This window comes from Pseudomonas sp. WS 5021 (genome assembly GCF_012985535.1).
Lineage (GTDB): Bacteria > Pseudomonadota > Gammaproteobacteria > Pseudomonadales > Pseudomonadaceae > Aquipseudomonas.
The window spans coordinates 222,886-244,698 of the sequence record NZ_JAAQWP010000006.1 but is presented as its reverse complement, the minus strand read 5'-3'; the positions used below and the strand labels follow the sequence as shown (position 1 = coordinate 244,698).

At 61.2% G+C, this 21,813-nt stretch carries 16 protein-coding genes; 10 read left to right on the top strand and 6 right to left on the bottom strand.

Going from position 1 to position 21,813, the window contains the following annotated elements; genetic code table 11:
- Nucleotides 1-164: 164 nt before the first annotated feature.
- On the bottom strand, nt 165-1,691 hold the full coding sequence (gpmI, locus tag HBO19_RS20035) for a 2,3-bisphosphoglycerate-independent phosphoglycerate mutase (protein WP_169955648.1): 1,527 nt from the start codon (nt 1,689-1,691) through the stop codon (nt 165-167).
- A gap of 151 nt (nt 1,692-1,842) precedes the next feature.
- On the opposite strand from gpmI, the gene HBO19_RS20030 reads away from it, so the two are divergent.
- From HBO19_RS20030 to secB, 3 genes are read left to right on the top strand one after another with little or no spacing between them, the layout of a single operon-like run.
- Entirely contained in the window at nt 1,843-2,256 is a 414-nt protein-coding gene (locus HBO19_RS20030) for a rhodanese-like domain-containing protein (protein ID WP_029295907.1), read from the top strand.
- A 1-nt stretch (nt 2,257) separates the two neighbouring features.
- Nucleotides 2,258-2,512 (top strand): glutaredoxin 3, encoded by a 255-nt coding sequence (gene grxC, locus HBO19_RS20025; protein WP_170042367.1) that lies wholly within the window; start codon nt 2,258-2,260, stop codon nt 2,510-2,512.
- Nucleotides 2,513-2,556: 44 nt separating this feature from the next.
- Nucleotides 2,557-3,042, top strand: a complete 486-nt coding sequence (secB, locus tag HBO19_RS20020) for a protein-export chaperone SecB (protein WP_057437139.1) — start codon at nt 2,557-2,559, stop codon at nt 3,040-3,042.
- Nucleotides 3,043-3,199: 157 nt separating this feature from the next.
- On the opposite strand, the gene HBO19_RS20015 is transcribed toward secB, so the two are convergent.
- Nucleotides 3,200-3,655, bottom strand: coding sequence for a tRNA (cytidine(34)-2'-O)-methyltransferase (locus HBO19_RS20015; protein WP_057437141.1), 456 nt, complete (start codon nt 3,653-3,655; stop codon nt 3,200-3,202).
- Between HBO19_RS20015 and HBO19_RS20010 the strand changes: the two genes are divergently transcribed.
- A complete protein-coding gene (locus HBO19_RS20010; RefSeq protein ID WP_170058147.1) occupies nt 3,654-4,094 on the top strand; it encodes a hypothetical protein in 441 nt (146 codons plus the stop codon). The two genes, HBO19_RS20015 and HBO19_RS20010, sit on opposite strands and share 2 nt — an antisense overlap.
- A gap of 409 nt (nt 4,095-4,503) precedes the next feature.
- Here the strand turns inward: HBO19_RS20010 and ntrC are convergent, their stop codons facing one another.
- The 3 genes from ntrC to glnA all read right to left on the bottom strand — a co-directional run bounded on the left by ntrC (nt 4,504) and on the right by glnA (nt 8,889).
- Complete coding sequence (gene ntrC / locus HBO19_RS20005) at nt 4,504-5,940, bottom strand: nitrogen regulation protein NR(I) (RefSeq protein ID WP_169955651.1); 1,437 nt, start codon at nt 5,938-5,940, stop codon at nt 4,504-4,506.
- Nucleotides 5,937-7,022, bottom strand: a complete 1,086-nt coding sequence (gene glnL / locus HBO19_RS20000) for a nitrogen regulation protein NR(II) (protein ID WP_003218001.1) — start codon at nt 7,020-7,022, stop codon at nt 5,937-5,939. Before glnL ends, ntrC begins: the two co-directional genes overlap by 4 nt.
- Before the next feature lie 460 nt (nt 7,023-7,482).
- Nucleotides 7,483-8,889, bottom strand: a complete 1,407-nt coding sequence (gene glnA / locus HBO19_RS19995) for a glutamate--ammonia ligase (RefSeq protein WP_029295916.1) — start codon at nt 8,887-8,889, stop codon at nt 7,483-7,485.
- Nucleotides 8,890-9,222: 333 nt separating this feature from the next.
- Between glnA and thiI the strand changes: the two genes are divergently transcribed.
- Nucleotides 9,223-10,677 carry a tRNA uracil 4-sulfurtransferase ThiI gene (gene thiI / locus HBO19_RS19990; protein WP_170042368.1) on the top strand — a complete coding sequence of 485 codons (1,455 nt, stop codon included), beginning with the start codon at nt 9,223-9,225 and terminating at the stop codon, nt 10,675-10,677.
- Between the two features lie 139 nt (nt 10,678-10,816).
- Nucleotides 10,817-12,637: a translational GTPase TypA gene (typA, locus tag HBO19_RS19985; RefSeq protein ID WP_053140412.1), complete on the top strand. Its 1,821-nt coding sequence runs from the start codon at nt 10,817-10,819 to the stop codon at nt 12,635-12,637.
- Between the two features lie 199 nt (nt 12,638-12,836).
- On the opposite strand, the gene HBO19_RS19980 is transcribed toward typA, so the two are convergent.
- Entirely contained in the window at nt 12,837-13,271 is a 435-nt protein-coding gene (locus HBO19_RS19980) for a YkgJ family cysteine cluster protein (RefSeq protein WP_032862271.1), read from the bottom strand.
- Between the two features lie 240 nt (nt 13,272-13,511).
- On the opposite strand from HBO19_RS19980, the gene HBO19_RS19975 reads away from it, so the two are divergent.
- The 4 genes from HBO19_RS19975 (at nt 13,512) to HBO19_RS19960 (ending at nt 21,653) form a co-directional block, all read left to right on the top strand.
- Nucleotides 13,512-15,962, top strand: a complete 2,451-nt coding sequence (locus tag HBO19_RS19975) for a glycogen/starch/alpha-glucan phosphorylase (protein ID WP_169955653.1) — start codon at nt 13,512-13,514, stop codon at nt 15,960-15,962.
- Between the two features lie 156 nt (nt 15,963-16,118).
- Complete coding sequence (locus tag HBO19_RS19970; protein ID WP_170058146.1) at nt 16,119-19,190, top strand: DUF2339 domain-containing protein; 3,072 nt, start codon at nt 16,119-16,121, stop codon at nt 19,188-19,190.
- Nucleotides 19,190-20,527 carry a DUF3999 domain-containing protein gene (locus HBO19_RS19965; RefSeq protein WP_170058226.1) on the top strand — a complete coding sequence of 446 codons (1,338 nt, stop codon included), beginning with the start codon at nt 19,190-19,192 and terminating at the stop codon, nt 20,525-20,527. Before HBO19_RS19970 ends, HBO19_RS19965 begins: the two co-directional genes overlap by 1 nt.
- Before the next feature lie 112 nt (nt 20,528-20,639).
- Complete coding sequence (locus HBO19_RS19960; protein WP_032862268.1) at nt 20,640-21,653, top strand: class 1 fructose-bisphosphatase; 1,014 nt, start codon at nt 20,640-20,642, stop codon at nt 21,651-21,653.
- Nucleotides 21,654-21,813: the final 160 nt, after the last annotated feature.

The window sequence follows — 21,813 nt, the reverse complement described above, 5'->3', positions numbered from 1 at the left end:
ATGGGTAAGTTAGCTGCCATACGGCAGGGTATGGCTAAACGCCACCCTCAAAAACACCTCTAACTCACTGTAGGACCTGGCTTGCCAGCGATGGAGGCCTTGAACCTTGTGGTGCTCAATCAGGGGCCATCGCCGGCAAGCCGGCTCCTACAGGGTGTTTTGGTTTAGACCAGAATCGAGGTGCCGGTCATCTCGGCAGGCTTCTTGAGCCCCATCAGCATGAGCATGGTCGGCGCCACGTCCGCCAGCACGCCGCCTTCGCGCACTTTGAAGTCGCGCTTGCCGACATAAATGAACGGCACCGGCTCGGTGGTGTGGGCGGTGTGGGCCTGGCCGGTGGACTCGTCGGACATCTGCTCGCAGTTGCCGTGGTCGGCGGTGATCAGTGCTTCGCCGCCGACCTTTTCCAGGGCGTCGACGATCCGGCCTACGCACAGGTCCAGGCATTCCACGGCCTTGACCGCGGCTTGCAGGTTGCCACTGTGGCCGACCATGTCGCCGTTGGCGTAGTTGACCACGATCACGTCATAACGCTGGTGTTCGATGGCGTCGACGATCTTGTCGGTAACTTCCGGTGCGCTCATTTCCGGTTGCAGGTCGTAGGTGGCGACTTTCGGCGACGGGATCAGGATGCGCTCTTCGCCGGGGAACGGTTCTTCACGCCCGCCGGAGAAGAAGAAGGTGACGTGGGCGTATTTCTCGGTTTCGGCGATACGCAACTGGGTCTTGCCGTTTTTCGCCAGGTAATCACCCAGCACGTTTTCCAGGCTGCCCGGGGCGAAGGCCGACGGGGCCGGGATGTTGGCGGCGTATTGGGTCAGCATCACGAACTCGACTTTCGGCTGGCGCGCGCGCTCGAAGTCTTTGAAACCCTCATCGACGAACACATGGCTCAGTTCGCGGGCACGGTCGGCGCGAAAGTTCATGAACACCACGGCGTCGCCATCTTCGACCTTCACCGGCTCGCCGATGGTGGTGGCCTTGACGAACTCGTCGCTCTCGCCACGGGCGTAGGCAGCTTCCAGGCCTTGCTGGGCGGTGGCTGCGTTGAATTCGGCGTTACCGTCGACGATCAGGTTGTAGGCCTGGGACACACGGTCCCAGCGGTTGTCGCGGTCCATGGCAAAGTAGCGGCCAACCAGGCTGGCGATGCGGCCCTTGCCGAGGGCGGCGAAGGTCGCGTCCAGCAGTTCGATGGACGATTGCGCGCTTTTGGGCGGGGTGTCGCGGCCATCGAGGAAGGCGTGCAGGTAGATCTTCTCGGCGCCGCGCTTGTAGGCCAGTTCGGCCATGGCCACCAGGTGGTCCTGATGGCTGTGCACGCCACCGTCGGACAGCAGGCCCATGAAGTGCACAGCCTTGCCGGCGGCGACGGCTTTATCCACCGCGGCGCAGATGGTCGGGTTCTCGAAGAACTCGCCATCGCGGATGGCTTTGGTCACGCGGGTGAAGTCCTGATATACCACTCGTCCGGCGCCCAGGTTCATATGGCCGACTTCGGAGTTGCCCATCTGGCCGTCCGGCAGGCCGACGTCCATGCCTGATCCGGAGATCAGGCCATTGGGTACGCTGGCGCACAGGCGGTCCAGTACGGGCTTGTTCGCCGCGAATACGGCGTTGTCGTGGTGGTTTTCACTGTGACCGAAGCCATCGAGAATCATCAGGACCAAAGGTTTAGGCGTGGTAGTCATAGATCCTCTCGCGGCGGTATTAAAGGAAGGCGATTGAAAAGGGAGTGGCAGTTTAAAGCGAAGTTCCGATGCCGTCACCGCTTTACGGGGGTTGGCCCCCCATGGCGGCTGTGTATACTTACCGCCATTTTAACGCCCTGGAACCTCCTTGATGGTTGATCACCTGATTGCATTTGCTACCTCTCACTATCTGCTGGTCGGTGCCTTCGTTGTACTGCTGGCGCTGCTGATTGCTCATGAAGTGAGCCGTGGCGGCCGTAGCCTCAGCACCGCCGAGCTGACCGCGCTGGTCAACAAGGACCAGGCCGTTGTCGTCGACATCCGTCCGGCCAAGGACTTTGCCGCCGGCCATATCGTTGGCGCGCTGAATATCCCCCAGGACAAGCTGATCGCCCGCATCGCCGAGCTGGAAAAGCACAAGGCCAAGACCATTATCCTGGTCGACGCCCAGGGCCAGCACTCCGGTGGCCATGCCCGCGAAATGATGAAGAGCGGTTTCACCGCCGCCAAGCTGTCGGGTGGTATCTCCAGCTGGCGCGCCGATAACCTGCCGTTGGTGAAGTGATATGAGCCAGGTTGTCGTTTATTCCAGCGATTATTGCCCTTTTTGCCGGGATGCCAAGGCGTTGCTGCAGAAGAAGGGCGTTGCATTCGAAGAGATCAAGGTCGATGGCAAACCCTCGGTGCGTGCCGAAATGACCAAGAAGGCAGGGCGTTCATCCGTTCCGCAGATCTGGATCGGTGACAAGCACATCGGTGGATGCGACGACCTGTACGCCCTGGAGCGCGCCGGTAAACTCGACGCGCTGCTTCACGTCTGACTCCAAAAACCTAAAAGACCCCAAGATCAAGAAGGATCTGCGAGATGACTGACCAACCGAACATCGAAGCGGCAGCAGAAGAGGCTCAAGGCCCACAATTTTCCCTGCAGCGTATCTACGTGCGTGACCTGTCGTTCGAAGCGCCGAAAAGCCCGGCGATCTTCCGCCAGGAGTGGACCCCAAGCGTCGGCCTGGATCTGAACACCCGTCAGAAGCAGCTCGAAGGCGACTTCCACGAAGTGGTACTGACCCTGTCGGTCACCGTGAAGAACGGTGAAGAAGTGGCATTCATCGCTGAAGTGCAACAGGCCGGTATCTTCCTGATCCAGGGCCTGGACGATGCGTCCATGAGCCACACCCTGGGCGCGTTCTGCCCGAACATCCTGTTCCCGTATGCCCGCGAGACCCTGGACAGCCTGGTTACCCGTGGTTCGTTCCCGGCCCTGATGCTGGCCCCGGTGAACTTCGATGCCCTGTATGCGCAAGAGCTGCAGCGCATGCAACAGGAAGGCGCACCGACGGTTCAGTAAGCTGAACCCGACGCCGCTCTAAATGTGGGAGCGGGCGTGTGTGGGAGCTGGCTTGCCAGCGATAGCATCACCTCTGTGTGACTGACACACCGAGGTGCCTGCATCGCGGGCAAGCCCGGCTCCCACACACGCCCGCTCCCACATTTGTTTAGGCGGGTTATTTGAAGCCGAGCTGGCGCCAGCCTTCGTAGACGGCGACGGCCACGGTGTTGGACAGGTTCAGGCTGCGGCAGCCCTCGCGCATCGGCAGGCGCAGGCGCTGGCCGTCGGGCAGGGCGTCGAGCACGTCTGCCGGCAGGCCACGGCTTTCGGGGCCGAACAGGAAGGCATCGCCCTCGGCAAAGCTGGCATCGTGAAACGGCCGCGAGCCCTTGGTGGTGAACGCAAACAGGCGCGGCTGCCCCAGGCTCTCCAGGCAACTGGCGAGGTCGGCGTGACGCTGCAGGGTGGCGTACTCGTGATAGTCCAGGCCCGCGCGGCGCAGGCGCTTGTCGTCCATCTCGAAGCCCAGCGGCTCGATCAAATGCAGGTGGCAGCCACTGTTGGCGCACAGCCTGATAACGTTGCCGGTATTCGGCGGAATTTCTGGTTGAAAAAGGATGACGTGAAACATGCACGGCTCCGAAGATAAAGATGCAGCGCATTCTACCCCTGAAGACGACCCCAGGCCGCAGCTATTGCCCCGCGTCCTGGGTTCGCTGGCGATTGTCGGGCTGATGGTGGGCTTGATGATCGGTCGCCTGACCACCTCGGACCCAACCGCCTTGCTGCAGGTAGAGCCTGGCAGCGATGGCCTGGTGGTGTGGTTCAACAGCGAGCCGAAGCTGCACGGCGAGCATATCGACGGCACCGTGGCGCTGCTGTTCGACGCCCAGGGCCAGGCCCAGGCGGGGCAATTGAAGGTCAGTGACAAGGATGTGAACTGGCGCGTGCGCAAGACCGATGGCGGCTTGCTGTTGAACCTGGTGGCGGCACGGCCGCTGCGCGGGGAATGGTCGGGCAAGGCGGTCGATGACCGCTGGCGACTGGAGATCCATCTCCTGGAGCAATAAAAGAGGGAGTTCCCGGCCTGCCTGTACCAGGGCTCCCAAAACGGTTTGACGCTCGAATTAAAGAGGGGATTCTCGGCCTGCCTGTACCAAGGTCCCCGAAACTGGGTAGTACCAGGGTTATTGCAGGGGGCGTGCCAGAGTGGCGAATTTGTCTGAGGAAATTCTTTTATAAGGCGCAAAGCCCCGGATTACGGGGCTTTGGCGTTTTCAGGGTTCAGAGTTTTTTGAAAGCGGCCTGGAGTTCGTGCGCGATAGCGGTTCATGGTGCGTTGAAGCGGTGCATGGTTTTTTGCGATTGCACAAAACAATGTAGGAGCTGGCTTGCCAGCGATAGCATCACCGCGGTCTCACTGAAAAACCGAGGTGCATGCATCGCTGGCAAGCCAGCTCCTACAAAGGAAAGCTGTGCTCAGCCCTCTTCGCCCTCATCATCATCCCCACCATCGACCTTCATCCCCAACTCCTTGATCTTGCGGGTCAAGGTGTTGCGGCCCCAGCCCAGCAGCACGGCGGCATCACGACGCCGGCCGGCGGTGTGCTTGAGGGCGGTTTCGATCATGATCCGCTCAAAGGTCGGCACGGCGCTGTCCAGCAGGCTCGACTGGCCACGGGCCAGGGCCTGGTCGGCCCACTGGCGCAGGGCCTGTTCCCAGTTGGTCACCGGCGCCGAATCCTGCGGCAGGTTCAACAACTCCGGCGGCAGGTCGCTGATATGCACCTCGCGCCCGGACGCCATCACCGTGATCCAGCGGCAGGTATTTTCCAGCTGGCGCACGTTGCCCGGCCACGGCAGGTTCTTCAGGTACTCCTCGGTTTCCGTCTTCAGCAGCTTGGGCTCTACCGCCAGCTCCTGGGCGGCGCGGCTGAGGAAGTGGCGGGCCAGGGTCGGGATATCTTCGCGACGGTCCGACATGCGCGGGATGTGGATGCGGATCACATTCAGGCGGTGGAACAAATCCTCGCGAAACTTGCCAGCGTGCACCAGGGTTTCCAGGTTCTGGTGGGTCGCGGCGATGATCCGTACGTCGACCTTGACCGGCGTATGACCGCCGACACGATAGAACTCCCCATCGGCCAACACTCGCAGCAGCCGAGTCTGGGTGTCGGCGGGCATATCGCCGATTTCATCGAGAAACAGCGTGCCGCCGTCCGCCTGTTCAAAACGCCCGCGACGCAGGTTGGCCGCGCCGGTGAACGCGCCTTTTTCATGGCCGAACAGCTCGGATTCCATCAAGTCCTTGGGGATCGCCGCCATGTTCAACGCGATGAACGGCGAGGCCGCCCGCGGGCTGTGACGGTGCAGGGCATGGGCCACCAGCTCTTTACCGGTCCCGGACTCACCGTTGATCAGCACGGTGATGTTGGAGTGGCTCAGGCGCCCGATGGCGCGAAACACTTCCTGCATCGCCGGTGCTTCACCGATGATTTCCGGGGTGCGGGTCAGGGTCGGTTCCACGGCCTGGCCTTGCTGTTCCTGGGCGTGCTGGTTGGCGCGCTTGACCAGCGCCACCGCCTCATCAACGTCGAACGGCTTGGGCAGGTACTCGAAGGCGCCGCCCTGATACGACGCGACAGCGCTGTCCAGGTCCGAGTGCGCGGTCATGATAATCACCGGCAAGCGCGGGTGCTGCTCGCGGATCCGCGCCAGCAAGTCCAGGCCGCTGGCGCCGGGCATGCGGATATCAGAGATGATCACGTCGGGCTGCTGGCGCGCCAGGCGGCTCATCACCCCATCGGCGCTGTCGAAGCTTTGGGTGGTCATGCCTTCCTGTTGCAAGGCTTTCTCCAGGACCCAGCGGATGGAACGGTCGTCATCGACGATCCAGACAGTTTCACTACGGCTCATGTCGATGGGGCTCCTTGTTCCAGTGGCAGAAAGATCGAAAAGGTCGTGTGGCCGGGATGGCTTTCACATTCGATCAGGCCCTGGTGCTGGCTGATGATGTTCTGGGTAATGGCCAGGCCCAGCCCGGTACCGTCCGGGCGACCGCTGACCATTGGGAAGAAAATGGTTTCTTGCAGTTCGGCCGGGATGCCCGGGCCGTTGTCGATGATCTCGACCTTGGTCACCAGGCGATGGCGCACATGGCCGATGGTGAACTGGCGCAAGGCGCGGGTACGCAGGCTGATGCGGCCCAGGCGCAGCTCGTTCTGGCTGCTGATGGCCTGCATGGCGTTACGTACGATATTGAGCACCGCCTGGATCATCTGCTCGCGGTCGATCAACACGTCGGGAATGCTCGGGTCGTAGTCGCGCACCAGGGTGATGCAGCCCTGGCTTTCGGCCTCCACCAACTGGCAGACGCGTTCCAGTACCTCATGCACATTGGTCATCGCCAGCGACGGCAGCTTGTTGGAGCCGAGCATGCGGTCCACCAGGTTGCGCAGGCGGTCCGCCTCTTCAATGATGACGTTGGTGTAGTCCTTGAGGTTTTCATCCGGCAACTCGCGGGCCAGCAGCTGCGCCGCGCCGCGAATCCCGCCCAGCGGGTTCTTGATCTCATGGGCCAGGCCACGCACCAGCATCTTGCTGGTTTCCTGTTTGGACAGCTGGGCCTCTTCCTTGGTGATGCGCAGCAGGCGATCACGGGGATGCACCTCCAGCAGCAGCAAGGTGGCGCCGTGGCTCAGGATCGGCGTTACCGCGTAGTCGACGGTCAGGGTCTGGCCGGTGAGGGCCGTGAGCATCGCTTCACGCTTGGTGAACGGGTGGGCCTGCTCCACGGCCTGGCGCAAGGAACTCAAGGCCTCGGCGGACTCGGTGAACAGCTCGCTGATAAATTGCCCATGGCTGCGCTGGCCGCTGATGGCCAGGAGCATCTCCGCCGCGGGGTTCATGTACTCAAGGCGCAGTTCGTCATTGAGCAGGATGGTCGCGGTGGTCAGGTTGTCGAGTAGCAAGCGGTGCAGTGCGTCGCTGATGGTCATTAGGACCTCTTTTGGAGCAAGGCGTGGGCTTGAGGCACACGCTGATACCAGGAAAATGCAAAAACCAAACCAAGGCTCCGAAAAGAAGCGTAAAAGCCCTGAAATGGGGGCTTGAGGCGCGAAACTATGGCGCTCTGCCAGCCTGCTCGGGAGATTTCGACCCAAAATGGGTTGGCTGGTGGGCATGGGTGCAACCTATCGCACCAATATAGTGCGAATCCCCACATTCTGTTCAGCGATCAAATATTTCCTGGAAGCACCCCATCAAACTGTAGGAGCTGGCTTGCCTGCGATAGCGGTGGTTCAGTCAGTCGTGATGCGACAGATACACCGCCATCGCAGGCAAGCCAGCTCCTACAGTTTTGATGGGGTTTGCAAAGGTGGATAGTCATTGTTTCGGGCAAAAAAAAGACCTCCCGAAGGAGGCCTTTTTGTCACGCCACTAAGCGGCGCTACCGGATCAGCAGCTGTAGTACAGCTCGTATTCCAGTGGGTGTACGAAGGTGCGGACCTTGATTTCTTCTTCGCTTTTCAGGGCGATGTAGGCATCGATAAAGTCGTCGCTGAACACGCCGCCTTTGGTCAGGAACGCACGGCCCTTGTCCAGCTCTTCCAGGGCTTCTTTCAGGCTGCCGCACACTTGTGGGATCTCTTTGGCCTCTTCAGGCGGCAGGTCGTACAAGTTCTTGTCGGCGGCGTCGCCTGGGTGGATCTTGTTCTGGATGCCGTCCAGGCCAGCCATCAGCAGGGCAGCGAAGCCCAGGTACGGGTTGGCTGCTGGATCCGGGAAACGTGCTTCGATACGGCGAGCGCGAGGGCTGGACACGTAAGGAATACGGATCGAAGCGGAACGGTTGCGCGCCGAGTAGGCCAGCATCACTGGCGCTTCGAAACCTGGGACCAGACGCTTGTAGGAGTTGGTCGACGGGTTGGTGAAGCCGTTCAGGGCCTTACCGTGCTTGATGATACCGCCGATGAAGTACAGGGCAGTGTCGGACAGGCCGGCATAACCTTCGCCAGCGAAGGTGTTCTTGCCATCTTTGGCGATGGACAGGTGAACGTGCATACCCGAACCGTTATCGCCGTACAGAGGCTTAGGCATGAAGGTAGCGGTACGGCCGTAGGCCACAGCCACGTTGTGTACGCAGTACTTGAGGGTCTGTACTTCGTCAGCCTTGGCCACCAGGGTGTTGAACTTCACACCGATTTCGTTCTGGCCGGCAGTTGCCACTTCGTGGTGGTGAACTTCGATGACCAGGCCCATGTCTTCCATGGCGTTGCACATGGAGGTACGGATTTCGTGGTCGTGGTCGAACGGTGGAACCGGGAAGTAGCCGCCTTTGACGCCTGGACGGTGGCCATGGTTGCCGCCTTCCACGTCCTGGTCGGACATCCACGAACCTTGGTCGGAGAAGATTTTGAACATGGAGCCGGAGATGTCGGACTTGAACTTCACTTGGTCAAAGATGAAGAACTCAGGCTCCGGGCCCACGAATACGGTGTCACCGATACCGGTGGACTTGAGGTATTCCTCGGCACGCTTGGCGATCGCACGTGGGTCGCGGTCGTAGCCCTGCATGGTCGAAGGCTCGATCACGTCGCAGACGATGATCAGCGTCGGCTCTTCGGTGAACGGGTCGAGTACGGCGGTGGAATCGTCCGGCATCAGGATCATGTCGGAGGCTTCGATGCCTTTCCAGCCAGCGATGGAGGAGCCGTCGAACATTTTGCCTTCTTCGAAGAAGGCGTCATCCAGCGCGTCGCGAGCCGGCATGGTCACGTGGTGCTGAGTGCCTTTGGTGTCCGTGAAGCGCAGATCAATCCATTTAACGTCATGATCTTTGATGAGTTGAACCGACTTCGACATAGTGTCCTCCGGGTGGCTTCGGGCTTGGGTAGTGGAGTAGCCCTTAGAATGTGGGTGATGCCGGCGCGGATAGTCCGCCATGGCAACCTGCCTCACAAGAGAGCAAATTGCATGCCAGTGCCCCGACATGGGTTTTTTGCCTCAAAATGGCCCCTATAAAGGTGCAAATCGTCAAAACGGCAAAAATCGCGCACTGCAATGTAGCGCAATCAGTCTTAAATGCACCTCTTTGGTGCGCTGCATGCCGTTTGTATATTAACTGGTTAAACCTTGAGCGATTTCCGCTATAATCCGCGCCCCCCTTTTTCGGCTGGCCCTGCGCGCGCTGTTTCCATGAAATTAATCGTTAAAGTCTTCCCCGAGATCACCATCAAGAGCCGACCGGTACGGATGCGTTTCATCCGTCAATTGGCCAAGAACATCCGCGCTGTGCTCCGTGACCTGGACCCGGCCGTGGTGGTGAACGGTGTGTGGGACAATCTCGAGCTGGAAACCCGCGTCAGCGACCCTAAAGCCTTGAAAGATATGACCGAGCGCCTGAGCTGCATGCCGGGCATCGCGCATTTCCTGCAGGTTGACGAGTACCCGCTGGGCGACTTCGACGACATCACTGAAAAATGCAAACTGCACTTTGGCGACAGCCTTGTGGGCAAGATTTTTTCGGTGCGTTGCAAGCGTGCGGGCAAGCATCCGTTCAGCTCCATGGACGTCGAGAAGTACGTCGGCAGCAAGCTGCGTCGTGAGTGCGGCGCGGCTGGAATCTCGCTGAAAGAGCCGCAAATCGAAGTGCGCATCGAAATTCGCGACCAACGGTTGTTTGTGATCCACAGCCAGCACAACAGCATCGGCGGCTACCCGCTGGGCGCGCTGGAGCAGACCCTGGTGCTGATGTCCGGCGGTTTCGACTCCACCGTGGCGGCCTACCAGATCATGCGCCGCGGCCTGATGAGCCACTTCTGCTTCTTTAACCTGGGCGGGCGTGCACACGAATTGGGCGTGATGGAAGTCGCGCACTATATCTGGAAGAAGTACGGCAGCTCCCAGCGCGTGCTGTTTGTCAGCGTGCCGTTCGAGGAAGTCCTGGGAGAAATTCTCGGAAAAGTCGATAACGGTCATATGGGCGTCGTATTGAAGCGTATGATGTTGCGCGCAGCGTCGAAAATCGCCGACCGCCTGCAAATCGAAGCGCTGGTCACCGGCGAGGCGATTTCCCAGGTCTCCAGCCAGACCCTGCCGAACCTGTCTGTGATCGACTGCGTGACCGACAAGTTGGTATTGCGCCCGCTGATCGCCAGCCACAAGCAAGACATCATCGACCTGGCCAACGAAATCGGCACCGCTGATTTCGCCAAGCACATGCCAGAGTATTGCGGGGTCATTTCGGTGAACCCCAAGACCCATGCCAAGCGCTACCGCGTGGAGCATGAAGAGAAAGAATTCGACATGGCGATTCTGGAGCGAGCGCTCGAGAACGCCAAACTGGTGCCGATCGATCGGGTAATCGACGAACTGGGCCAGGATGTGCAGATCGAAGAAGTCAGCGAAGCACTGGCCGGCCAGATTGTCATCGACATCCGTCACCCGGATGCCGCTTGCGACGAGCCGCTGGAAGTCGCTGGCATCGACGTGCAAACGCTGCCGTTCTATGCACTGAACGCGCGTTTCAAGGAACTGGATAACAGCCGTCAGTACCTGCTGTATTGCGACAAAGGCGTGATGAGTCGCCTGCATGCCCACCATTTGCTCAGTGAGGGGCATGCCAATGTGCGCGTTTATCGACCGAGCTAAGAGCCCGGGGCTGTTTGCCTGTGGCCTGCGTCACCGGCCCCCCGACTCTGCCGTCAAGCTGTAACGGCAAGGCCTGACTCTACTGTTAATCGCTGCCACGACCTGTCAGCACACCGAATCCTCTGATCGAGATACACAAGTGATCGAAAATCTACGTAACATCGCCATCATTGCCCACGTTGACCATGGTAAAACCACCCTGGTAGACAAACTCCTGCGTCAATCCGGCACCCTGGAGCGCAACGAGCTCAACGACGAGCGCGTGATGGACTCCAACGACCAGGAAAAAGAGCGCGGTATTACCATCCTGGCGAAAAACACCGCCATCAACTGGAACGGCTACCACATCAACATCGTGGACACCCCGGGCCACGCCGACTTCGGCGGCGAAGTAGAACGCGTAATGTCGATGGTTGACTCCGTTCTGCTGCTGGTTGACGCTCAAGACGGCCCTATGCCGCAAACCCGTTTCGTGACCAAGAAGGCTTTCGAAGCCGGCCTGCGTCCGATCGTGTGCATCAACAAGGTTGACCGTCCAGGCGCGCGTCCGGACTGGGTTCTGGACCAGATCTTCGACCTGTTCGACAACCTGGGTGCTACCGAAGAGCAACTTGATTTCCAAGTGATCTACGCCTCTGCCCTGAACGGTATTGCCGGTCTGGAACACACCGCCATGGCGGAAGACATGACCCCGCTGTACCAGGCGATCGTTGACCACGTTCCACCGCCGAAGGTTGACCGTGAAGGCCCGTTCCAGATGCAAATCTCGGCACTGGACTACAACAGCTTCCTGGGTGTTATCGGTGTTGGCCGTATCGCTCGCGGTAGCGTCAAGCCGAACACCCCGGTTGTGGCTATCGGCGCCGACGGCAAGAAGCGCAACGGTCGTATCCTCAAGCTGATGGGTCACCACGGCCTGCACCGCATCGACGTTGAAGAAGCTTTCGCCGGCGACATCGTGTGCGTAAGCGGTATGGACTCGCTGTTCATCTCCGACACCCTGTGCCAGCCGGACACTGTCGAGGCGATGAAGCCTCTGACCGTCGACGAGCCAACCGTTTCCATGACCTTCCAGGTAAACGACTCGCCTTTCTGCGGTAAAGAAGGCAAGTTCGTGACTTCCCGTAACATCAAGGAACGTCTGGACAAAGAGCTGCTGTACAACGTTGCACTGCGCGTTGAAGAAGGCGACTCGGCTGACAAGTTCAAGGTTTCCGGCCGTGGTGAGCTGCACCTCTCGGTACTGATCGAAACCATGCGTCGCGAAGGCTTCGAAATGGGCGTTGGTCGTCCGGAAGTGATCATCCGTACCGTTGACGGCGTGAAGCAGGAACCGTTCGAAAACGTCACCATCGACACCCCTGAAGAATCCCAGGGCAAGGTCATGGAAGAGATGGGCCTGCGTAAGGGCGACCTGACCAACATGGTGCCGGATGGCAAAGGCCGTGTGCGTCTGGAATACAACATCCCTGCTCGTGGTCTGATCGGTTTCCGTAACCAGTTCCTGACCCTGACCAACGGTGCTGGCATCCTGACCTCGATCTTCGATCGCTACGACACCATGAAGTCCGGCGACATGTCCGGCCGTCAGAACGGTGTTCTGGTATCGGTAGAAACCGGCAAGGCGCTGACCTACTCCCTGGAAACTCTCCAGGCGCGTGGCAAGCTGTTCGTTGAACACGGTCAAGAGATCTACAACGGTCAGATCGTTGGCTTGAACAGCCGTGACAACGACATGGGCGTCAACCCAACCAAAGGCAAGAAGCTCGACAACATGCGTGCTTCGGGTAAAGACGAAACCATCGCCCTGGTTCCACCTGTTCGCTTCACCCTGGAACAGGCCCTGGAATTCATCCAGGACGACGAGCTGTGCGAAGTGACGCCTAAGTCCATCCGTCTTCGTAAGAAGATCCTGGACGAAGGCGAGCGTACCCGCGCTGCCAAAAAGGCTAAGAACTGATACTTAGTTCCAGCTGAATAAAAACGCCCCCGGCCTGTTGGCCGGGGGCGTTTTTTTATGCCTGCAGATTGTGTGGTGTCTGGCCTGGCCTCATCGCGGGCAAGCCCGGCTCCCACATTGACCGAGTTTATTGAGGATGAACGCGATCAACTGTGGGAGCTGGCTTGCCTGCGATGGCGATCTGTCAGGCAACCAACATTTAGAACTTGTCGAGCGTGCGCAACTTGGTCTCGCGCACCACTTCCTTGGGCTTGTACGCGCAATACCCCGGGCGTGGCCCGATCTTGGGGTGATTGCGGCAGGTATCCGGGCGTTTGTCATAAATAGTGCAGAAGCGCGTCTTACGATCCAGGTACAGGCAATCGTTGTTGCTCATGCGCTGCAGGGTAAAGATCTCGGACTTGGAGTTGAAGCGCTCGACGATGCCTTCCTTCTGCAAGCGCTTGGCGATGTTCTTCGGCGGGTCGCCACGCTCGAATTCATCGACGATGCCAATGCGGATCAAATCCTTGATCTTCACCTCAACCGGCAGGGTGCAGCAGTTGGACGTGCAGCCGCCGCACATGTGGCTGGAGTATTTCTGCCACGTTTCGAGACGGTCGAGTTCCGCGGCGGCGATCAGTTGAGGCTTCATCAGGTTTCCAAGAGGGGCTTTGTCCGGGCGCGCGATCATACCGGGATTGGTGATTTTTTGAACAATATTTTGCGGGTTTCGGCTCAAAGGCTGCTTGGTGACGTAAACGGGCACGGCCCCTGCATCTAAAACCTGCATGCGTGAATGAGTGAAAAAACTGCCGAACCGTCAGCCATGCCATGGGTCAGACCGTCTAGGCTCTAGGATTTCCCTTCTTCTATCTCGCCCGAGGTCGCACCGATGTCTCAGGAACCGCTTGTACGAGAAGCAGAGGTAGCCGCGTTTCGCGATGCTGTCTTGACCAAACTCACTTATGCGGTGGGCAAGGATCCCGATCACGCCTTCGACCATGACTGGTTCGAAGCCATTGCCCTGGCGGCGCGCGACCACATGGTCGACCACTGGATGGACCACACCCGGCACATCTACCGGCGTGGGCAGAAGCGGGTGTATTACCTGTCCCTGGAGTTCTTGATCGGCCGTTTGCTGTTTGACAGCCTGAGCAACCTCGGCCTGCTGGAGGTGGCGCGCGAAGCCCTCGGCGAGCTGGGTGTGGACCTGGAGCGCATCCGCCTGCTGGAGCCCGATGCGGCCCTGGGCAACGGTGGCCTGGGCCGCCTGGCCGCGTGCTTTATGGAAAGCATGTCGACACTGGGCATTGCCGGCCATGGCTATGGCATTCGTTATGAACACGGGCTGTTTCGCCAAGCGATTGTCGATGGCTGGCAGCAGGAACAGACCGAGCGCTGGCTGGATTTCGGCAACCCCTGGGAGTTCGAGCGCGCCGAAGTGATCTACCCGATCGGCTTCGGCGGCAGCGTCGAGACCGTGCTGGATGCGTCCGGCAAGTCGATCCAGGTCTGGTCGCCCAATGAAACCGTGCGCGCGGTGGCCTACGACACCCCGGTAGTCGGCTGGCGCGGTGCCAGTGTGAACACCTTGCGCCTGTGGCGTGCGCGAGCTGTCGAAGACCTGCACCTGGAGCGCTTCAACGCCGGTGACCATTTGGGCGCCGTTGCCGAAGTGGCCCGTGCCGAAAGCATCTCCAGGGTGCTTTACCCGGCCGACAGCACCGAAGCGGGGCAGGAATTGCGCCTGCGCCAGGAATACTTCTTCGTCTCGGCTTCCCTGCAAGACCTGCTGCGGCGCCACAAAAACATGCACGGCTCGGTGCTGAGCCTGGGCGAACACGCGGCCATCCAGCTCAACGACACCCACCCGTCCATCGCCGTGGCCGAGTTGATGCGCCAATTGGTCGACCTGCACGACATCGCCTGGGATGCGGCCTGGCAGGTTACGGTGGAGACGCTTTCCTACACCAACCACACGCTGCTTCCCGAGGCTCTGGAAACCTGGCCCGTAGGCCTGATGGAGCGCATGCTGCCCCGGCATATGCAGATCATCTACCTGATCAACGCCCAGCACATCGATTCGCTGCGGGCCAAGGGCATCCACGATTTCGACGTGCTGCGCGCAGTGTCGCTGATCGAAGAAGACAACGGTCGCCGCGTGCGCATGGGCAACCTGGCGTTCCTTGGCTCCCACAGCGTCAACGGCGTGTCCGGGCTGCACACCCAGTTGATGCGCAGCACGGTGTTTTCCGAACTGCACAAGCTCTACCCCGACCGTATCAACAACAAGACCAACGGCATCACCTTCCGCCGCTGGCTATTCCAGGCCAACCCCAAGCTCACCGCGATGCTGGTAGAAGCCCTGGGCCCGGACATTCTCGACAACATGGAACAGCGCCTGGTGGAGCTGGAAACCTTTGCCGAGAAGCAGGCGTTCCGCAAGGCCTTCGCCGAGCAGCGCCTGCACAGCAAGCGCGTACTGGCCGATATCATCCATGAGCGCCTGGGGATCTCGGTCAACCCGGCGGCGATGTTCGATGTGCAGGTCAAGCGCATCCACGAGTACAAGCGCCAGTTGCTGAACCTGTTGCACACCGTCGCCCTGTACCAGGCGATTCGTGCCGAGCCCGAAGTGGATTGGGTGCCGCGGGTGAAAATCTTCGCCGGCAAGGCAGCGGCCAGTTATCACCAGGCCAAGCTGATCATCAAGCTGACCAACGACATCGCGCGTACGGTCAATAACGACCCGACCGTGCGCGGCCTGCTCAAGGTGGTGTTCCTGCCCAACTACAACGTCAGCCTGGCGGAAAACATCATTCCGGCGGCGGACCTGTCAGAGCAGATATCCACCGCCGGGTTCGAGGCCTCGGGCACCAGCAACATGAAGTTCGGCCTCAATGGCGCGCTGACCATCGGCACCATGGATGGCGCCAATGTCGAGATGCACGAGCGCATCGGCGGCGAGCACATGTTTATCTTCGGCCTCAGCGCCGAGCAGGTCGAAGCGCGCAAACAGGCGGGTGAATTCAATGCCGGCCCGGATATCGCGGCCTCCCATCGCTTGAACGACGTGCTGCAGGCGATTCGTGGCGGGGTGTTCTCGCCGGACGATCCGGGGCGCTATGTGGGGTTGATCGACTCGTTGATCGCCTATGATCGCTTCCTGGTGTGTGCCGATTTTGATGCCTATTGGGACGCCCAGGCGCGGGTCGAAGCCCATTGGCATGACTCCAAGGAATGGTGGCGTTCAGCGGTGCTCAACACCGCGCGTACCGGGTGGTTCTCGTCGGACCGTACCATCCGCGAGTATGCGACCGAAATCTGGAAAGCCCTGGACTAAACGCCGCAGGAGCAAAATGTGGGAGCGGGCTTGCTCGCGATAGCGGTGTGTCAGTTAGCAAATAGGTGACTGATGCACCGCTATCGCGAGCAAGCCCGCTCCCACATTGGTTATGCGTCTATATACTGGGCCTCGGTTTGCTTAGGGATTTGGACCATGCAATGGATGTTCATGCTCATTGGCCTGGTGCTCGGCTGGGCGCTGGATGAATCGTTTAGTGATGCAGGCTTCGGTGCACTACTGGGTTTGGGGGTTGGCCAGGCCATTCGCCTGTCGAACCTGGGCAGTACCGTAAAGGCGCTGGAACAACGCCTCGCGCTGCTGGAAAAGCCGCCTCAGGTCGAACCGTCCATGGCCGAACCCGCGCCCGCCCCAGAGCTGGTCTGGGAGCTGCCCGCCGAACTGCAATCCACCCCTGCTCACGAGCCGAGCCAACCGCTGCCGGACGACCTGTGGAAACCGGCCGCCGTTGCCCGCGAAGCTGAACCCGAAATCCCCCATAGCCCCAACCTGATCGAACGTGCCATCGGCGCCGCGCGCAACTGGCTGCTGGGTGGCAATACCGTGCTGCGGGTCGGCGTGGTGTTGCTGTTCTTGGGCCTGGCATTTTTGCTGCGTTATGCCACCGAAGGCCTGGTGGTGCCGATCGAGATGCGCTACGCCGGTGTCGCCGCCTGCGCCCTGGGCTTGCTGGGCCTGGGTTGGTGGCTGCGCCTGCGCCGGGGCAGTTACGCGCTGATCCTGCAAGGCACGGGCATTGCCGTGTTGTACCTGACGGTGTTCGCCGCCATGCGCCTGCACCCGCTGCTCGATCCGGGTGCGGCGCTGGGCCTGCTGGTGGCGGTGACGGTGTTTTCGGCGATCCTCGCGATTACCCAGGACGCCATCGGCCTGGCCTGCGCCGCAGCCCTCGGCGGGTTTGCCGCGCCGATCCTGGCGTCCACTGGCGAAGGCAGCCATGTGGCGCTGTTCAGTTACTTCGCCCTGCTCAACGCCGGGATCCTCGCCATCGCCTGGTTCAAGGCCTGGCGCCTGCTCAATGTGATTGGCTTTGCCGGCACCTTCGGCATTGGCTTCGCCTGGGGGATTCGTTCCTACACTCCGGAACTGCTGTGGAGTACCGAGCCGTTCCTGATCCTGTTCTTCCTCATGTACCTGGCCATCGGCCTGCTGTTTGCGCGACGCAAACTCCTGGAAACCCCCGACGCCCCGGCCGATGACAGCCGTGGCGCGCTGCTGCGCTGGTCGGCGGCCAAGGGTGATTATGTGGATGGCGGCCTGTTGTTCGGCCCGCCGCTGGTGGCGTTTGGTTTGCAGTTCACCTTGGTGCAACACCTGGCCTTCGCTCCGGCATTCAGCGCACTGGCGTTGGGGATCATCTATATGGTCCTGGCGCGTGTGCTCAGCGGTGGGCGCACCGTGTTGCTGGCAGAAACCTGCCTGGCCCTGGGCGTGATCTTCGCCAGCCTGGCGATCCCCCTGGGCCTGGACGCGCGCTGGACCGCCGCAGCCTGGGCGGTGGAAGGCGCTGGCATCCTCTGGCTTGGCCTGCGTCAGCAGCGAGCGTTGGCGCGCGGGTTCGGCCTGCTGTTGCAACTGGGCTCGGCGCTGGCCTTTCTCAGTGAGCTGGACGTGGGCGAACACACGCTGCTGGACGGCGCGGCGCTGGGCGCGTTGTTGCTCGGCGTGGCGTTGCTGTTCAGCTTCCAGCAACTGCGCACGGCCGCGCTGGCGCAGACCACGACGTGGGAGCGCCGGGGCTTGCCGGTCCTGGCCGGCCTTGGCCTGGGCTTTGTGTACCTGCTGGCGCCGTTGCTGGTGGCCGAGCAGGGCACCGCGATCAGTTGGGCGCTGGCCGGGCTGGTAACGGTGTTTGTCGGCTGGCATATCGCTTCGCGCACCTTCCTGTTCTGCGCGCTTGGCGTGCAAGTGCTGGCGGGGGCGTTGCTCATGCTCACGTCATGGGGCGGCGAAGAACTGCCGGCGTTTCGGCATATCGGTTTCTGGGCGCCGATGCTGGTGGGGTTGGCCGCATTTGTCGGCGCCTGGCGCTTGCAGGGCAGTGATCGACGGCTCAAGTTGCCCCATCTTTCCAACGGCCTGCTGGCCTGGGGCGCGGCGTGGTGGGTATTGGCGCTGAACCATGAAGTGCTGCGCTTCACCCCGCCAGAGTTGCAAGCCACGTTCCTGTTGGCGGCGGCTGCGGCCAGCGCGGCGTTGTGGATGTTGCTGGCGTTGCGCCTGCGCTGGGCCGCGCTGGGTACCCTCTGCCTGTTGCTGATGCCAGCGGCGGCGCTGGTGGTGCTGGTGTCGTTGCATCGCTATTACCACCCGGCGGCCGAATTGGGCTGGTTGGCCTGGCTGGCGGTGTTCGCCGTGCATTTCATCGCGCTGCGTTATTTGGCCGACCTGGCGGCGGCAAAGGCCCTGAGCGTCGCCCATGTGCTGGGCTGCTGGATGCTGATCGGCATGCTCGCCCTGGAGCTGCGCTATGGCCTGTTGGTGCTTTCGGTGCACTACAACGCCTGGCGCTGGCTGGGCTGGGCGATTTTCCCCAGCCTGTACCTGATAGCCGTCGCTACGCCGCGCCAGTGGCCATGGCCGATATCTGCTTATGCGCGTGAATACCGCCTGCTGGCCGCGCTGCCGCTGGCCGCGCTGATGCTGGTGTGGTTCTGGCTGGCCAATATTTTCAGCGACGGCACGGCCAGGCCATTGCCGTATGTGCCGTTGCTCAACCCCTTGGACCTGGGCCTGCTGTTTGCGCTGCTGGGCGTGTACCTGTGGGCGCGCAGCGCGGCGCCACAACTGGGCAGCCGCACCCCGTGGATTGCCCAGGGCGTTGCCGGGGTCTCGCTGTTCGCCTTTTTCACCGCATTGGTGATGCGCGCGGCGCACCATTGGGGCGGCGTGCCGTTTTATCTGGATGCGTTGCTCGACTCAATGTTGGTCCAGGCCGGCCTGTCGATTGTCTGGACCCTGATTGCCTTGGGCTTGATGATCGGCGGGCACCTGCGCAATCGCCGGGAAGTGTGGCTGGTCGGCGCGGTGCTGATCGGCGTAGTGGTCGCCAAGTTGTTCCTCGTGGAGCTGAGCAACCGTGGCGGGCTGGAGCGGATCGTGTCGTTTATCGGCGTGGGCGGGCTGTTGCTGGTGGTGGGCTATTTTGCTCCGCTGCCGCCCAAGCGCAGTGAACCCGAGGTTCAAACCCAAGGAGCGTCCTCTTGATCGGCAAACTGAGTATTGCACTGGTGGGCCTGTGCGCCGCGTTATCGGCGTCGGCCGCAGAAGGCCTCGCGGACTTCACCACCCAAGTGCCGCTGACCGTCAGCGGCGACGGCCCCTGGTATCGCCTGGAGTTGCCGCTGACGGTGCAATTGAGCGCCAGCCAGGCGGATCTCGGTGACCTGCGGGTGTTCAACGCGGCGGGCGAACCCCAGGCATATGCATTAGTGCGGCAGTCGGCCGCAAGCGCAAACAACCTGGCCCGGCTGAAGGGCTTCCCGCTGTATGCCACCGACAATGCCAGCGACAGTGTGCCCAGCGTGCGCGTGCAATCCAGCGCCACGGGCACCCTGGTGCAGGTGCAGCCGTCCAGCGAGGTGCCGACCGGTGCGCAGGTGCGCCGTGGCTGGTTGCTTGATGTCAGTGCAGTCAAGGCGCCGTTGCAAAAGCTGATCCTCGACTGGCCCGCCGAGCACGAGGGTTTCCAGCGTTTCAGCATCGAAGCCAGTGACGATTTGCAGCAGTGGCGCTCCTGGGGCGACGGGCAGGTGGCGCGCCTGGCATTTGCCGAGGATCGGGTGGAGCAGCGTGAAGTCGCCTTGCCAGGGCAGTCGGCGCGCTACCTGCGCCTTCTATGGCAAGGCCAGGCCGCGCCCGAGTTGACCTCCATTGAAGTGCAGAGCACCAGCAGCCTGCCGCTGTCGCTGGTGTGGTCCGAGCCTTTGGCCGGCAGCACCCTGGAGCCTGGGCAGTACAGCTGGCAGCTGCCTGGGGTGTTGAATATCGAGCGGGTGCGTGTCGAGTTGCGTCAGCCCAACAGCCTGGCGCCGGTGGGGCTGCAAGGGCGTCAGGACAGCAAGCAGGCATGGCAGACGTTGAGCCGTGGTTTGCTCTATCGCTTGGCGCAAGGCGGGCAAGAAGTCACCCAGGATCAACTGCAACTGCCGGGCTATCCGGTGCGGCAGCTCAAGCTGGAGGTGGACGAACGGGGCGGTGGCCTGGGGGCGCAGGCGCCGGCGTTGAGTTTTGCCGTGCGGGCCACGCAAGTGGTGTTCCTGGCGCGGGGCGAACCACCGTTTACCCTGGCGCTGGGCAACCCGTCGGCCAAGGCCGCGAACCTGGCACTGACCACCTTGATTCCCGGCTACACCCCGCAGCGCCTCGCGACTCTGGGCCAGGCCCGGGTCGATGGCGCGTGGCGCGCCAGTACACCGCCTGCGCCAAATGCCGCAGGTACCCACTGGAAGACAATCGGCCTGTGGGCCGTATTGTTACTGGGCGTGGCGGCACTTGGGGCGATGGCCTACAGTCTGCTGCGCAAGCCGCCGGCCAGGCCCTGAGCCGGGGCCTACATGAACTCTGTCAGGCTTATCTCGTCTGATAGGAGGAAATGCGCCCCGACTCGCGCTAAACTGCGCGGGTTTTTAGCCCCCCCATTCTCCGGAGCCGTCCATGTCCCGCGTTACCCTGAGTCGCTATTTGATTGAGCAGACCCGCAGCAACAACACCCCTGCCGATCTGCGCTTCCTGATCGAAGTGGTGGCGCGTGCTTGCAAGGAAATCAGCCACGCCGTGTCCAAGGGCGCGCTGGGCGGCGTCCTGGGCAGCATGGGCACTGAAAACGTGCAAGGCGAAGTGCAGAAGAAACTCGACGTGATTTCCAACGAAATCCTGCTCGAAGCCAACGAATGGGGCGGTCACCTGGCCGGCATGGCGTCCGAAGAAATGGACAATGCCTACCAGATCCCGGGCAAATACCCTAAAGGCGCGTACCTGCTGGTATTCGACCCGCTGGACGGCTCGTCGAACATCGACATCAACGCGCCAGTCGGCACCATCTTCTCGGTGCTGCGTTGCCCTAACGAATACCTGAGCCAGAACGAAGCGCTGAACGAAAAGGCCTTCCTGCAGCCAGGCACCGAACAGGTTGCCGCTGGCTACGCGATCTACGGCCCGCAGACCATGCTGGTGCTGACCCTGGGTGATGGCGTCAAGGGCTTCACCCTGGACCGCGAAATGGGCAGCTTCGTGCTGACTCACGAAGACATCTCCATTCCTGCCTCGACCCAGGAATTCGCGATCAACATGTCCAACCAGCGCCACTGGGAAGAACCGGTCAAGCGCTACGTCAACGAGCTGATGGAAGGCGAAGAAGGCCCGCTGAAGAAAAACTTCAACATGCGCTGGGTGGCCGCGATGGTTGCCGACGTGCACCGCATTCTGACCCGTGGCGGTCTGTTCATGTACCCACGCGACAGCCGCGAGCCGTCCAAGCCGGGCAAACTGCGCCTGATGTACGAAGCCAACCCGATGTCGTTCCTGGTTGAGCAGGCGGGCGGTGCCTCGACTGACGGCCACCAGCGCATCCTCGACATCCAGCCTGAAGGCCTGCACCAGCGTGTGGCGGTGTTCCTGGGGTCCAAGGAAGAAGTGGCGCGTGTGACCGGTTACCACAAGAAGGCTTAACGCCTTCTGTAGGAGCGAGCTTGCTCGCGAAAGTATTCCAGGCGCATTGCTGCGTTGGCTGTACCTTTTTCGCGAGCAAGCTCGCTCCTACAGTGAACCTTGCACGTCAGATCAAGCCCCGAAACGTTTCAGCGATTCGGGGCTTTTTTTGTTTTTGCCT

Bases quoted from the DNA above. Each gene is read 5' to 3' on its own strand.
- glnL (WP_003218001.1), bottom strand. From the start codon at position 7,022: ATGACCATCAGCGACGCACTGCACCGCTTGCTACTCGACAACCTGACC.
- glnA (WP_029295916.1), bottom strand. From the start codon at position 8,889: ATGTCGAAGTCGGTTCAACTCATCAAAGATCATGACGTTAAATGGATT.
- HBO19_RS19975 (WP_169955653.1), top strand. From the start codon at position 13,512: ATGTCTCAGGAACCGCTTGTACGAGAAGCAGAGGTAGCCGCGTTTCGC.
- HBO19_RS20015 (WP_057437141.1), bottom strand. From the start codon at position 3,655: ATGTTTCACGTCATCCTTTTTCAACCAGAAATTCCGCCGAATACCGGC.
- secB (WP_057437139.1), top strand. From the start codon at position 2,557: ATGACTGACCAACCGAACATCGAAGCGGCAGCAGAAGAGGCTCAAGGC.
- gpmI (WP_169955648.1), bottom strand. From the start codon at position 1,691: ATGACTACCACGCCTAAACCTTTGGTCCTGATGATTCTCGATGGCTTC.
- HBO19_RS19970 (WP_170058146.1), top strand. From the start codon at position 16,119: ATGCAATGGATGTTCATGCTCATTGGCCTGGTGCTCGGCTGGGCGCTG.
- HBO19_RS19980 (WP_032862271.1), bottom strand. From the start codon at position 13,271: ATGAAGCCTCAACTGATCGCCGCCGCGGAACTCGACCGTCTCGAAACG.
- HBO19_RS19960 (WP_032862268.1), top strand. From the start codon at position 20,640: ATGTCCCGCGTTACCCTGAGTCGCTATTTGATTGAGCAGACCCGCAGC.
- HBO19_RS20010 (WP_170058147.1), top strand. From the start codon at position 3,654: ATGCACGGCTCCGAAGATAAAGATGCAGCGCATTCTACCCCTGAAGAC.
- HBO19_RS20030 (WP_029295907.1), top strand. From the start codon at position 1,843: ATGGTTGATCACCTGATTGCATTTGCTACCTCTCACTATCTGCTGGTC.
- ntrC (WP_169955651.1), bottom strand. From the start codon at position 5,940: ATGAGCCGTAGTGAAACTGTCTGGATCGTCGATGACGACCGTTCCATC.
- thiI (WP_170042368.1), top strand. From the start codon at position 9,223: ATGAAATTAATCGTTAAAGTCTTCCCCGAGATCACCATCAAGAGCCGA.
- grxC (WP_170042367.1), top strand. From the start codon at position 2,258: ATGAGCCAGGTTGTCGTTTATTCCAGCGATTATTGCCCTTTTTGCCGG.